The organism is Anaerocolumna jejuensis DSM 15929 (assembly GCF_900142215.1).
In the GTDB taxonomy this organism is placed as follows: domain Bacteria; phylum Bacillota; class Clostridia; order Lachnospirales; family Lachnospiraceae; genus Anaerocolumna; species Anaerocolumna jejuensis.
In genome coordinates this window covers 1-14,766 of the sequence record NZ_FRAC01000027.1, presented here as the reverse complement: position 1 = coordinate 14,766, position 14,766 = coordinate 1, and the positions used below count along the sequence as shown (strand labels likewise).

The window sequence follows — 14,766 nt, the reverse complement described above, 5'->3', positions numbered from 1 at the left end:
AACAACATGAATTAATATCATAAGGAGGAATCTATGATGATAAACAGTAAGAAAAAGAAATCTCAAAAATTTATCAGCCGATTGCTTGCATTAGCTCTTACCGTGAATTTATGCGCTCTTTCATGGACAGATGTTTTTGCGGCAGATTATACTAAGTCAGTTTATGAAGCGGAAGAGGCAACCCTTCACAATGTCAGTACGGATACCGACCATAAAGGGTATACAGGAACCGGATTTGTAGGTTCTTTTGGTGAGACGGGAGATTTTGTGCAGTTCAATATTTCTGTTCCGGAAAGTAAGCATTATACCCTGCATTTCCGTTACGCGAACAATACCAGTAATACGAGTATCAGGGAAATCTCTGTGGATGGTACCTATATCAGCAATGCTTATTATGCAAATACGGGAAGCTGGGATACATGGAAAACCGCCGATGTGGGCACTAACCTCAGCTCCGGAACCCATACCGTTAAGGTATATGTGGGGAACAATTCCGAAGGCTCTATTAACCTGGATAACCTGGTGGTTACGGATCAGCCGGATTCTGTCAGAAGCTTGTACATGTCCAACTGGAAGGATGCCATGGCTATCTGGATGGCAAGCAAATTATGCAACAATGATAATAGCGGAACCTATGGACCCAGAATAGCCGAATTCAGATATTCAGGGGATTGGTCGGTCAATCAGATTGTTGACTATTCCGGATTTTTCAGAGATGAGACCAACGGAGTGAAATATGATCAGACTCATAATTTTAATTCAGAAGCCTATTATGATGAAAACGGTGTTCTAAATACCAATTATCTGGAATATGGCGGGAATAGCCTTCCCGGTATGAAGATTTCCAAGGATTATGTTATGGTACCGGAAAAGGACCTACTGGTAGCCAGATATTCCCTTACGAATACCGGAAATAAGGATTTAACTTATAGTATACTGGATTCTCTTCATGTAAAAAATACTTCTTCTAACGACATCTCCGCAAGCTACGATTCTGCAAGAAAAGCGCTGATCGTAAACAGAAGCAGTTCCAGACAGCCTTATCTGGCCCTGGGAGCCTTTCAAACACCCAGTTATTATCAGGCGGCAAAAGACGGTGACAGTAATTTATCAAGTGCAACCTGCTCTCCCTGGTATACCTTTGACAATAACGGTACCTTAAAAAACAATACAAATGTAACCGGAAACGACCTTACTATTGCTTTTGAGCAGAAAGTCAATGTGAAAGCAGGGGCAACGGAGTATGCATATTTTTATATGGCAGTGGATCCCAGCTTAAGCGGTTTACAAAATTTATGTGGGGAAACGGCTTCCCAGAGCGGAGACGATTTGTTTCATCATACCGCAGATATTTATAAAAACTGGTTTAATAAAGTGGTTATTCCGACATATAACGATGAGGGGCTTCTGGCTACCTATAAAAATAATCTGGTAATGATCAAAAATGCTATCCGGCCGGGCTCATCAGATTCCGACGGAGCCATGCCTGCAACAACCAACCCTTACAACTATGGTTATAAGGTATGGGCAAGAGATTCCGCAGTAACCGCACTTTCTTTGGATGCGGCAGGGCTTACCGAAGAGGCAAAGACCTATTGGAATTGGCTTGCGGCAAGACAGGCAGCAAACGGAACTTTTGAAACCTGTTATGGATTGTGGGATAATACAGATGCCAATTTTGTTGAGCCGGAATATGACTCCATGGGCTTCTTTTTAGTCGGTGTTTATAAGCACTATCAATTGACCAAGGATAAGAATTTCCTTAATGGAATTTATAATAAGGTTAAAAATACGGCAAACTTTATTATGAACAACATGGATCAGTTAAAAGGATTCGGACCCGCAGACTTTAGTATCTGGGAGGAAGGTAATGCTACGGAATATTATACCTATACCCAGGCGGCCTATGCGATGGGATTAAAGAGTGCGGCAATGCTTGCAAAGATTCAAGGAGATACAGCACTTGCAGATAACTATAACGGAGCCGGAAGCACAATCTTAACTGCTATTGGAAAGGATACAAGTGCGGGAGGATTGTGGGATGCTGCAAATAAATACTTTGTAAGGAGTGAAGCCCCAAGTGGTACTATTAATTCTTTGGTAGACAGTTCAACAGATATCCTGTTTGCATTAGGGGCAGTAGATGCTTTATCCTCAAGGGCAGCCAGCCATATCAATAAAGTAGAAAGCACTTTGGCCAGCGACATCTATGGTCTGGCCCGTTATGACGGAGATACTTTCTATTACACCTCCCAGTGGAGTCCGGGAGGCAATGAGGCACTGGAAGCATCCCCTTCCTGGCCGCAAATGACGATGTGGGACAGTGTATTTCAGACAATAACCGGAAATACTCAGAAAGCATATGAAATGCTGAAGTGGTTTAAAGACAGGACTGCTGCCGGCTACATGGTAACTGGAGAGGCAGTCAGTGATGTAACGGAACAGCTCCTTGCCAGTACCGCAGCAGAACCTGTTACCGCAGCCTCCTATATCCTGGCAAGCCTTCAATATTCTGGTCTCAATGATACCAGGGTTTATGCATCAGAAAATAATGCAGGCTGCTATAAATCCATTTCTGTAACAAATGGTGCAGAAAAAGACTGGAACCAATATACTTATGTACCTTATTATTTAGATCAAGCAGGGGATACGGCGGTTGAAGACAAGGATACGGATATTTCCAAAGCGTATATCTGCAATGATGAAAAGAATATTTATATCAGAATCAATAATAAGTCAGGTTCCCTGCCGAATACAGCGGCAGAAGATAAATTCCGCATCTCAGTATATACGGAGGATTTTATCAATAAAGCGGCAACAAAGACTGCAACGGTAAATGGAACGGAGATTGGAAGGAATATGGCTTATCTGTTTACGAAAAAGAATACGGAGCAGGGCTATCATAAATTGACCGTATTAAATGGTAACTGGACCTTAAACAAAGAAATCTCATCTGTGATTGCACCTCAATGGGATAGCCGGACAGGCGGGATTGAAGTGGTAATACCAAGATCGGAAATCGGCTCACCTGCCAACGATGCATGGGGGCATATAACGGTTGTATTGGAAACCTACAGGAATGGAAACTATGTTGATCAGGATATTCATAATTTCAACTATAATCTCACCAGCAGCAGCGATTCTTGGTTCTATGGCAATTTCGAATAATTAATATAATTTATCTGGTTATAGCATCGGCTCTTTCTTCTCCATAGGAAAGAGCTGGTGTTATTTTGCTATCTTCGAGTATTGGAAGTAAGCCGCTTATAATATACGGACTTTGCTGGCAAAAGAAGAAATAGCATTTTAATGAGAGAAAGAAGCCATTTGTGAGTGTAATGATGTAAAAATGCCATAAAAAGCTATATAAATATTAAATATTTTATATAAAATAAACGATAAAGTAGTTAAAATACAAAGAAAATCTCCGCTATTCATTGGAATTCAGACCTCTATTTCCTATAATTACAGTATCGGAGCCGGTAATCAATACGCATGCAGTATTTTAATTGGAGGAAATTATTATGAAATCAAAAATCGGGAAATTTATTCCCTGCTTACTCGCCATCCTGGTAGCGATAGCTGGAACTACAGGATGTCAGGGCAAGACAGAAAGAGCGGTAAACAGTCCTACTGGCAGCAGCAATGCTTCCGCAGAGGAGGCTTCCCTTCCGGAAGGAAATATAACCTTAACCTTCTGGCACACGTATGGGGATAAAGAGGAAGCACAGTTAAAAGAGGTAGTGATTCCAAAGTGGAAGGCTTTACACCCGAATATAGATATTGAACCGGTACGTCAGGACAGCAGCCAATATCACCAGATGATCGTCACTGCCTTTGGCACGGGACAGACTCCTGATGTTGCAAGGATTGATATTGTCAATACAGCTTCCTATGCACAGCAGGGAGGAATCATATCTATGGATGACAGGGAAGGTTTTGCAAAGCAGAAAGATACTTTTCTGGCCGCGCCTTTATCCACTAATTATTACAAGGGTCATTATTACGGTCTTCCTCTGGATACCAACTGCAAAGCTGCTGTAATAAATAAGAATACATTAAAAGCCATAGGACTGGATCGCACGCCTCAGACTATGGAGGAATTTATCAGTGCCGCGAAGAAGAACGGTAATGGTAAGTATCTCCTTAATGTATCCGGAGTAGGTGACTGGGATATACTGCCATATTTCTGGTTATTCGGCGGAATGGTGACGGATGACAATTTCACATCGGCCAGTGGTTATTTGGATTCGGATGCCAGTGTCAAAGCAATCCAGACGATGCTCGACCTGCATAAGGATAAAATATTTACCATTCGTGATATCGATGGCTCGGCGGATGCCTGGGATGGGATATCCACTGGAGAATATGCTATGTTTTTAGAAGGACCCTGGTACTTTGGATCTTATGAGGATTCGGAAGCGAAAGGGATTACTCCGGCTTTGATTCCGACTTATCATGGGAAATCTGCTTCAGCCATAGGAGGAGAGAATATCGTAGTATTTCAGGCTGGTAAAAACCAGGAGGCAGCTTATGAATTTGCCCAATTTATGACCTCTGAAGAAATTCAATTGGATATGCTAAAGAGCGGGCAGCTTCCTGTGCTGAAATCCCTGGTTGATAATGCTGAAATAACCAGTAATCCCGTATGGTCTGTTTATATGAAACAGATGGAGTCGGCTAAGGCAAGGATTCCTTCTCCCTCCCATACGCAGATTGGGGAGATATGGAGCGATGCTATGACTGAGATATTTACAAATCATGCTGATGTCAGGGAAGAGCTGACAAAAGCTGCCGGGCTTATTGATGAACAGCTGGTAATTGGCGGGCAAGGACATTAGTTTGAAAGATAAGACATTTCACACCCTGATTTGTGGCAATGCCGTATCTGCAAGCAGACGCAGCATGCAATGAAAGCTAGCGTGAAAATTACATGATTAAAGAAAAGCAGAAGAGGCTGCCTCCTGTATTGGGAGGCAGAACTGTTCTGACATAAAAAGGGGGTTTTACTGTGTTATTTATGGTTATGCAAAATAGAGCAAGGGAGAAAGGCTATGTTAACGACTAGAAAAAGGTATCTGGAAACAGGTGTAAAAAATTGGCTTACTGCCCTGCCCTTTGTCCTGCCCGGATTGATATTGGTTGCAGTTTTTGTTATATATCCTATGTTCTTTACCATTTGGATATCACTGTCAGATTATCAGATCGTACAGGGAAATATAAATTTTATTGGTTTAAGAAACTATATTACTATATTTACAGAAGCTTCCTCCCGTTTTTGGTATGCATACCGGAATAATTTTCTGTATGCTTTTGTTACCACACCCTGTATTATTTTCGGGGGAATGGTGTTTGCTTATCTGATTAATAATCTGCGGAAGGGGAAAATGTTATTTAAATTAGGGTTTTACCTGCCAGTCATTACCTCATGGGTAATTGTGAGCCTGGTATTCACCTATATGTTCAACAATTCCAACCGGGGGCTTATCAATTACATACTTGTGGATTTCCTTGGACTGAGGAAGGAGTATGTGCCGTGGTTATTGCGGGAATGGTCGGGAAATGCTGCAATATGGATTATGGGTATCTGGAAGAATATCGGGTGGTCTATGCTGATATATTTAGCAGCCTTACAGGGTATACCATCTGAACTATATGAAGCTGCAGGTCTTGACGGGGCAGGCAGTTTGAAAAAATTCCTCCATATTACCATGCCGTCCCTAAGACCCACTACTTATTATGTCCTGATTAATATGATTATCGGTTCCTTTAATGTTTTTATTCAGGTAATGATGTTGACCGGAGGAAAACCAAACGGCAGAACCTCCGTACTGCAGTATCTCCTTTATGACCGTGCCTTTAACCAGTTCGCCTTTGGGGAAGCATCAGCAATTGGTCTGATTACGGCAGCTACAATCCTTCTATTGACGGTATTTTTAAATCGTGTTTTTCGGCTTGACACCGTAGAGAAGGGGGAATAGTAAATGAAAAAAATTATTCATGTAAAAATTAAAAAGGGAAGTCCGGCTCAGATTCTGCTCTGGATAATATTATTTCTTGCCCTGCTTGTTTTTTCCATCCCCTTTTTATTCATGATTACAAACTCCTTTGAGAAATTCAGCTATGCCCTGCCTTATCCGCCAAAGCTGTTTCCCTCCAGGCTTAACTTTACCGCATATCAATATGTGTTCCATCTGCCGGTTTTTATGACGGCAGTGAAGAACAGCCTGATTAATACTGTGGTAACGGCCCTTGCCGCAGTATTTGTATCCACCCTTTCGGCTTATGCTTTTGCAAGGATATCTTTTCCCGGGCGGGATACAATTTTTCATATCTATCTATTTACTTTGATGATGCCGGGATTTTTAAATATTATCCCTCAGTTTATCATCTTGAGTAAGATCAGCCTGCCGGGTTTTTCAGGAGGATTAGTGGGAACCCGTTTTGGACTGGTATTGGTTTATGTGGCAGCCGGTGTATGCGGAAACACTTTTTTCTTAAGGAATTTCTTCCGTTCTATGCCCGATGCCCTTTCAGAATCTGCAATTATGGACGGCGGAGGCCATGGTACCATATTTTTTAAGATCATGCTGCCACTTTCCAAGCCTGCTATTGGAACTATGTCCATACTGGCCATTCAGGGTTTCTGGGAAGAATACTTTACGGCTAAGGTTTTAGTAGGAGCGAAAGAAAATATGATTACACTGCCGCTGCTTTTACAGCGGTTAAACGGACAATATGCAACTCGATGGGAGTGGGTCTTTGCAGCATCTATCATTTCGCTGATTCCCATAATAACCCTGTTTATCCTGTTTCAAAAGAAAATGGTAATTGGGGGCCTTACGGAAGGCTCCGTGAAAGGATGAAAGAACTATGACACCTGAATTATTAATGATAAAGCCTGACTGCTGGACAGAAAAGGCGCAGTATCTATTGGGAGAACCCATTACCCTAACCCTTCTCCCTCCAGGGGAGGAAAGAAAACTGCCTGTTTTTAAACTGTTTTCGCTGGCCAGAGAGCTCACCTGTGAACCAGTATGGGAACAGATGGAAGAGGCGGATGGCTCGATTTATTTTAAGGCATCCATCTCCGGTCTGGGGGAAGGATATTATGGTGTGGAGGCGCATTGGGGGGAAGGTTTTGTTTCCACTGCTTTTGATGTTGCTCCAGACCGGAGAAAAGATATCCGTTACGGATTTCTGTCTGATTTTTCTTCAGAGGATACAGAGGATGAAGATATAAAATTTGCAGCGAAACTGCATTTAAATACCTGCCAGTTTTATGACTGGATGTACCGGCATGATAAACTTATTGCAGAGGAGGATAAGTATACAGATCCTCTCGGACGTGAAACAAGTCTTAAAGTAATAAGGCTGAAAATAAGTGCCTGCAAAGAGCATGGAATCCGACCTTTTGCTTACGGAGCCGTGTATGCGGCTACCGATGCCCTGTTCAGCCAGCACCCGGAATGGGCGGTGTATACCCTGGACGGACAGCCTATGCGCTTTGCAGATTGGCTTTATTATATGGATACTTCAAAGGAAAGTCCCTGGAGCGATTATATTGTGGAGCAGTATTCGGATGCGGTGAAGCAATTAGGTTTTCAGGGAATCCATATGGACACCTATGGTTTCCCGAAACATGTCTGGAACAGTAAGAAGGAACCGGTTTCTCTTGGGAAAACCTTCCCGGTCCTGATTCAACATGCCTCCCAGGCTGTTAAAGAAGCCGATGCAGAGTCCGGTGTCATATTTAATGCCGTAAATAACTGGCCGGTGGAAGAAGTTGCTGCCGCACCCCAGGATGCGGTATATATTGAGGTATGGCCGCCCCATGACACCTATCACGACTTATACAGCTTGATTCACAAGGCAAAACAGCTGGCACAGAAACCAGTGGTACTGGCGGCATATATGAAGCCCTTTCTTAAAGCAGAAACCATAGAAGAGCAAAAAGCTGCAGAAACTGCTCTCTTATTAACCTATGCGGTCATCAATGCATCAGGGGGGAGACATCTGGTTTTCGGTGAGAATCGAGGCGTGCTCTGTGACAGCTATTATGCCAAATATGCTGTGATGCGGGAAGAATTTCTGCCGGAAATACGCGCATATTGTGATTTTGCCGTCCGTTATGGTGCGCTTTTCGTGACTGAAAATACCCTTGATATATCCATGACAGCCACCGATGGGATTAATGAGGATATTGTATTTTCTGCTGCAGATGGTGTATACTTTTCTTCAGACGGAGAAGCAGGTAGTGTTTGGACCATAATAAGAGAAGCGGATAACCGCTTGGTAATACAGCTCATCAATCTGGCTGGCATCTCCAACCGCTGGAATGAGCCAAAGCCTCTGAGACCCGCTCTCATAAGCAATTTACGGATATGCATTCTTTTAGACCGTAAGGTAAACGGTGTATATGGTGCAGCTCCGGAAGCTGACGGCGGCCGGGCAAAATCCCTTGACTATCATATGGAAATCCGCAAGAACGGAAGATATTGGATCATTGACATTCCGTACCTGAATCTTTGGAAATCAATTTGGCTGGAACTTGATTGAAAATTATTGCCTGTTTAAAAGCAGCCGGAAAGGAGTTACCATGCTGTTCTCTTATGATGCTGACGTACTTCCGCAGGTACGTCTTATAGGCCGTATCCGGTATACGGAGCCATGGATACATTTTTACCGTGTGATTGATGAATATATTCTTTATGTGATAAGAAATGGGGAAATGTATTTGAAAGAGGGAAATATGCGGTATACCCTGAAAAAAGGTGATATGTTCTTATTGGAGCCCAATCTGCCCCATGAAGGTTATCAAAGAGCAGTGTGCGATTATTATTATGTTCATTTTAAACATTCTGCCCTGAAAAATATTTCCCAGGGGGAGGAAAAAAAAGCCTTGCAGGACTTATCCGAAAAACGGATGATTTCATTGGCAAGCTTTAATCTGGATTCCGGTAATGTTACCGATTCCCTTACCTGCCTGCCAAAGCTTTTTTCCCTTCCGAATCAGGAATTCCAGACAACGTTAAAGCAGGCGATAGATATATATAATAAAAGGGAAGAACATTATAAACGCATTGTCTCCACACAATTTCATCTGTTTTTGCTTCAAGCCGCCCATGAGCATCTTATGAACAGCGGTACCGGGCAAAATCCTCCCCATATACGCAAATCAGAAACTGTTGCAGAAAAAATCCTCCGGTATCTGAACTGTAATTATTCACAAAAAATCAACAGCAGTTTAATTGAAAAACAGTTTGAAGTAAACTTTGACTATATTAACCGCATTTTTTCAGAATTGACGGGAAATACCATATTCAGCTATCTGAATTCACTCAGGATTGAACATGCCAAAGAGCTTTTGGCAACGACTTCACTGCCTTTCGGTGATATTGGGTACCTGGTAGGAATTGATGACCGGTATTATTTTACCAAGCAATTTAAAAAGTATACGGGTATGACGCCGACCGAATATTTTGAACACATACACAGAATGAAAAAAGATAGGGAATTCCAAAGCTGGGTACATTATAGGAAACAGGAGGTTTCTCCTACATAATGAAACAGGAGTGAAAAAACTGCCATTATGGCAGTCCACAGGCTGCTTAACCTAAAAAGGTGCGCCCCTCCATATCCTCTGTAAAACGAAAACAATTATCAAAATAATATTCCATGGCACCGGTAAAACAGGCATCCTCTCCCAGAGCAGAGTAGTTGATCTGTACTTCCTCTACCATCCTCTGAAAGCCATGGCTTTTGACGGTATGGATCAATTCCTCCAGAAATTGTATGCCAAGGTTTCTGCCGGAGCCGCCAAGAATAATCCTTTCAGGGCGAAAGAGGCTGATGAGATTGCTCAAGCCTGCCGCCAGGTTATCCGCAATATAATGGATAACGCCCAGAGCGGCAGGGTCACCCGAAAGTGCCGCCCTTCCGATATCAGAATAACCAAGGGAGTATTGGACTTTCAGAGCTTCACTGCCTCCGCATTCCGTAAGGAGTCTTTCCAAAGCCCTTTCTCCCACCATAACCTCCAGACAGCCGCGGTTACCGCAGGCACAGGGGATTCCATTTGTATCCACAGAATAATGCCCGAACTGGGTATTGGTGCCGCTGGCACCTCCTAATATCTTTCCGTCCACAAACAGGGCAGCACCGATTCCCTGATCCAGATTGACATAGGCAAAAGTATTCTCCTCCTGCCTGGCTAGGAGTTTTTCCGCATAAGCAAGGCAGGCAGTATCATTAAAAAAAGCAATGGGAAGCATTCCAAATTCCTTCCGGATATTCTCAATAACGGAAGTATCATTCGTATCATTCTCTAAGGAGAGTATCGTAGAGAGAATCCTTTGGTTCTTCTTATCTATCATAGCAGGCATAATAATGCATAATCCAATAACCTGGCAGGAAGTTCTATCCTTTTTCACCAGAGCCTGAAACAATTGGTACAGCTCCTTGCTGTATATTGAATTATCCCCAACAGTCCGGCTCTGTCTTTGTATCACGTTGCCGCTTAAAGAGACAAGAGTGCCCCGCATGCATTCAGGCTCCCAGTAAATAGCCGCCACACAATGCCTGTCTCCGGTCAGGCTTAAATGGCTTGGATTCCTTCCCACCATCCCGCTGGCCGCCACCCCATTATCAGCCACAAATTCCTTTAGTATCAGTTCATCAATCAAAGAAGACACAGTAGTCTTACTTAAGCCGGTTTCCCTGGCAAGACTGGCTCTTGAGCCATCGGTATTATTCTTAAGTACTGAATAAAGCCTCTTCATATTGGCATTTTTAATATATTGCTGGTTTATTTTCATGTACATTCCCCATTCCCTGCTACCACAGCTCTGCTCCAAGTGCCTTTGCCCTGAAACGCCAGAGTCTTAATTAACATTACTATAAAATTCCCCAAAGAAAAAGTCAAGCCATCATTTCTTCGCCCAGTAAACATCACTTTTACCCATTTAAAAAGTACACCATATATTTCAAACTAATCAAAAGAAACTGCAAACATGGATATACACAGATGACCAAGGGGAGGTTTTGGAGTTGTGCCTCGAGAGGTTCCTTATGACACTTAAGCAGCAGGAAACGTAACTAGGTAAATCGGTGCCGCTGTCTGAGCGCGGGAAACTGACGGAGCCATATCTGCTACAGCGAGTTCGGCACCGTTTTACCTGCTAGTTACGTTTTCTGCTGCTTTAGTGGAATAAGGGTTCTCGAGCAGCACAACTCCAAAGCCTCCCCTTGGTCATCGTCCGTTCCCATAACCTTTCTCAGTATCACTTGACAACCCCCACCATTTATGTTATTTAATTAGTAAAGGCACTGGACTAATTAAACAAGAAAGGGAATGGAGAAGATGAGAGTAGGAATTATCGGTTGTGGTGGAATGGGTGTTACACATATGCTGTCCTTAAAAGCACTTGCAGCGGACTATAAAATTGAGGTCGCAGCCATTGCAGATGTACGGGAGGCTGCCAGGGAAAAGGCTCTTTCCATATGGACAGAAGCTGTGGCCTTTCAGGAGGGAATGGAGCTTCTTGAAAGGGCGGAAGTGGAAATGGTATTAATCTGCCTGCCCTCCTATTTACATACCAAATATGCCGTTCAGGCAATGGAGAAGGGGCTGAATGTATTCTTGGAAAAACCCGTATGCCTGAAGGAGGAAGACTGCAGACTGCTTCTGAAAGCACAGGAAGAAACCGGCGCCAGGGTTTTAGTAGGCCAGGTAGTCCGCATGATGGATGAATACCGTTATTTAAAGGAATTAATTACGAGCAAAGCCTATGGAAAGCTGCAATCGCTTACCCTGTGGCGTTTAAGCGGCATGGTAGACTGGGGTTTTGAGAATTGGTTCAGGGATTTAGAGCGCAGCGGTTCTGTGGTCTTAGACCTGCATATACATGATGTGGATTTCTTAAGGTACATCCTTGGAGAACCGGACAGTGTCCAGGTAAATGCCAGAAAGAATCAAGAAGGCATGCCGGAGCAGATTGTCACACAATACCGCTTTGGAGAGGTGATAGCATCGGCAGAGGCTAGCTGGGATAATCCCAAGGGATTCCCCTTTGAAGCAGGCTACCGGGCAGTTTTTGAAGAAGCCACCATACTATTTAACAATAACGGGAAGGATAAGCTAATAGAATACCATAGGGACGGTGAAGTGAAGGTTCCCCATCTCAGCAGTGAATATCAGGCAACGGACAGCACAGCCGGAATCAACATTTCGGAGATAGGACCTTATTATACGGAAATGAAATATTTCCTTGATTGCCTGACAGAGAAGAAGGAGATAGAAGTACTGCCCCTTTCCGAGGGAGTAGGCTCCGTAAGGCTCTGCCTGAAAGAACTTGAAATGGCACTTAACAACAATTAAAATAAAGGCTGGGTAAAGGAAGGTAACGCTATGAGAATCGGTGTATTGGTACAGCTAAGGGAAGATTTTCCGGCACAAATGGAAGAGTTAAAAGCAATGGGGATGAACAGCTGTCAGTTAGTCTGCTGGGACCAGCAAAGGATGACAGAGGAAACAGCCGAGGAGATAAATGCGGCAGTCGAAAAGCTTGGCATAGATATTACTGCCTTCTGGTGCGGATGGCCGGGACCTGTCACCTGGGATTTTTACGAAGGACAGCGTAATCTGGGGCTGGTTCCGGAAGAATACAGGCAAAAGCGCGTAGAGGCTCTTATAAATGGCTCTGAATTTGCAGCAAGGCTCTCTGTCAGGGATTTCGTGACCCATGCAGGCTTTCTGCCGGAAAATCCTTATGATGAAAACTATCGGCTGGCAGTAGAAGCGGTAAAGCAGGTGGCTTTGGTGTGCAGAAAAAATAAGCAGAATTTTCTTTTTGAAACCGGACAGGAGACCCCTGTGACCTTAAGGCGTGCAATTGAGGATATTGGGATGGACAATATCGGAATTAATTTTGACCCGGCAAACCTTTTGATGTATGGAAAGGCCAATCCGGTTGATGCTCTGGATATCCTGGGAAAGTATGTTAGGGGTGTCCATGGAAAGGACGGCCTTTATCCAACAGACGGAATCCACCTGGGAGAAGAAAGGCCTCTGGGAGAGGGACGTGTGAATTATCCTGCATTTATCAAAAAGCTGAAGGAAATCGGATATACCGGAGATATTACCATTGAACGGGAAATCGAAGGAGAAGAGCAAAAAAGGGATATTATAAAGGCTAAGGTATTTTTGGAGCAGCTGCTGTAAAGGTAAGGCTTGCAGGCTGAAGAATTGTTTATAAATTGTAATATAAAAGGAGGAATGATATGAGCGACTGCAGAAGGGCGAAGGCAGAGGAATATGAGGATATCATTGATTTTATCAATTATGTTTTCAGTCAGAATGAATGCCCCCATGATTTTAAGAAGATTCTTCCAAAGCTATATGGTGATGGGAAAAATTATGCAGAGTACCACTATCTGATTACGGAGGCGGGAAAAATCAAGGCATTGGTATGTGCCATGCCCATTTCATACCAGGTTGGGAAGAGTAGTATAAAGGCCTGCTGTATCGGAATGGTATCCGTACATCCCTATGCCAGAAGCAAGGGCTATATGAAAGAGCTTATGAAGTATGTGATAGAGGAGGTTAAGGCCCAGGGCTGCCAATATATTTTCCTGGGAGGGCAAAGGCAGCGGTATGAGTATTTTGGATTTGAACCCTCCGGCACCAAGGTGGAATTTACAGTTACAAAGACAAATATCCGCCATTGCTATAAGGAATTGGATATCTCCTCCGTAAGGCTTGTACCCTTAACGGAGGAAGCTCTGCTTCATAGGGCTTACTCTCTTTATGAAGCCCAGGGAAACAAGGCACTGCGGGAAAAGGAAGATTTTTATGATATTCTGTGCTCCTGGCAGGGTAAACCCTATGCCGTACTTTTAGGCGCAGAATTTGCAGGATATTTATGCTTAAGCCAGGAGGGAGCAGTCACAGAGCTTTTACTTGACCATGCAGAGCATTATCCCAAAGTATTAAAAGGGCTCTTTTCCTTTACCGGAGCGGAAAGTCACAGCTTTCAGGCGGGGCCTCTTGAAATAGATAAGATGAATTTTCTTATGCAGATGGCAGAATCCTTTCAGATAATAACCTGTGAGAATTACCTGATACTGGACTGGAAAGCGGTTCTTCAGGCGTACTTAGAAGCAAAGGCTGCTACGGAGACACTGGCAGAGGGCTCTGTTATCCTTGGTATTGGTGAAAATGTATGGGAGCTTACCGTAAAGGATAACACACCCTTTGTACAGACAACAGAAAAAGAATCCGACCTCACCTTTACGGCTCTGGAAGCAACCGCCCTGTTATTTTCATGCCCTGGGGAATACAAATTAGCACAGTATGGTAATAAACTTAATGGGGACAAAAGAAACTGCATTAAGAGCTGGTTTCCCCTGCCCCTTACCGCACTGTCCAATGACTGCTGTTAGATAGATCAGGATACAGTCTTGCCATACCAGTAATAATATATTAAAAATAACGCTGCACTTTGCTAAAGTGAGGGCGTTATTTTTTATTTTAAATTTTTTCATAGGAGATAAGACAGCCATATGCTGTACCCTCACGATAAACTCAAGAAAAAAGTTTATGGAAGCGGACGATGACCAAGGGGTTTGTTTTTACCCGGGTTTATTGCCAATCCCCAGATGATTTTGGCTTACCTTTCGTAATTTTCTATTGAGGAGTTCCCTAATGACACTGAAAGGGCAGCAGCTGTTCCTAGGTAAAATTATACCACTGTCTGAGCTCACAGC

At 43.3% G+C, this 14,766-nt stretch carries 10 protein-coding genes; 9 read left to right on the top strand and 1 reads right to left on the bottom strand.

The features are described from left to right. The first annotated feature begins 33 nt into the window (after window positions 1-33). The 6 genes from BUB77_RS22095 (at window position 34) to BUB77_RS22070 (ending at window position 9,565) form a co-directional block, all read left to right on the top strand. A complete protein-coding gene (locus tag BUB77_RS22095; protein WP_073279186.1) occupies window positions 34-3,168 on the top strand; it encodes a CBM35 domain-containing protein in 3,135 nt (1,044 codons plus the stop codon). A 356-nt stretch (window positions 3,169-3,524) separates the two neighbouring features. Further along, window positions 3,525-4,841 (top strand): extracellular solute-binding protein, encoded by a 1,317-nt coding sequence (locus BUB77_RS22090; protein WP_073279185.1) that lies wholly within the window; start codon window positions 3,525-3,527, stop codon window positions 4,839-4,841. Between the two features lie 213 nt (window positions 4,842-5,054). Beyond that, on the top strand, window positions 5,055-5,981 hold the full coding sequence (locus BUB77_RS22085; protein WP_073279184.1) for a carbohydrate ABC transporter permease: 927 nt from the start codon (window positions 5,055-5,057) through the stop codon (window positions 5,979-5,981). A 3-nt stretch (window positions 5,982-5,984) separates the two neighbouring features. Further along, window positions 5,985-6,866 (top strand): carbohydrate ABC transporter permease, encoded by an 882-nt coding sequence (locus BUB77_RS22080; protein ID WP_073279183.1) that lies wholly within the window; start codon window positions 5,985-5,987, stop codon window positions 6,864-6,866. A gap of 7 nt (window positions 6,867-6,873) precedes the next feature. Continuing rightward, window positions 6,874-8,559 (top strand): glycoside hydrolase family 66 protein, encoded by a 1,686-nt coding sequence (locus BUB77_RS22075; protein ID WP_084124593.1) that lies wholly within the window; start codon window positions 6,874-6,876, stop codon window positions 8,557-8,559. A gap of 40 nt (window positions 8,560-8,599) precedes the next feature. Next, window positions 8,600-9,565: an AraC family transcriptional regulator gene (locus BUB77_RS22070; protein ID WP_084124591.1), complete on the top strand. Its 966-nt coding sequence runs from the start codon at window positions 8,600-8,602 to the stop codon at window positions 9,563-9,565. Between the two features lie 46 nt (window positions 9,566-9,611). On the opposite strand, the gene BUB77_RS22065 is transcribed toward BUB77_RS22070, so the two are convergent. Continuing rightward, window positions 9,612-10,823 carry an ROK family protein gene (locus BUB77_RS22065; RefSeq protein ID WP_084124589.1) on the bottom strand — a complete coding sequence of 404 codons (1,212 nt, stop codon included), beginning with the start codon at window positions 10,821-10,823 and terminating at the stop codon, window positions 9,612-9,614. A gap of 539 nt (window positions 10,824-11,362) precedes the next feature. Between BUB77_RS22065 and BUB77_RS22060 the strand changes: the two genes are divergently transcribed. From BUB77_RS22060 to BUB77_RS22050, 3 genes are read left to right on the top strand one after another with little or no spacing between them, the layout of a single operon-like run. Then, the gene (locus BUB77_RS22060) at window positions 11,363-12,379 is read left to right on the top strand and encodes a Gfo/Idh/MocA family protein (protein WP_073279182.1); all 1,017 of its coding nucleotides are present in this window, start codon (window positions 11,363-11,365) and stop codon (window positions 12,377-12,379) included. 30 nt (window positions 12,380-12,409) lie between these two features. Beyond that, window positions 12,410-13,222, top strand: a complete 813-nt coding sequence (locus BUB77_RS22055; protein WP_073279181.1) for a sugar phosphate isomerase/epimerase family protein — start codon at window positions 12,410-12,412, stop codon at window positions 13,220-13,222. Window positions 13,223-13,281: 59 nt separating this feature from the next. Beyond that, window positions 13,282-14,442: a GNAT family N-acetyltransferase gene (locus BUB77_RS22050; RefSeq protein WP_073279180.1), complete on the top strand. Its 1,161-nt coding sequence runs from the start codon at window positions 13,282-13,284 to the stop codon at window positions 14,440-14,442. Window positions 14,443-14,766: the final 324 nt, after the last annotated feature.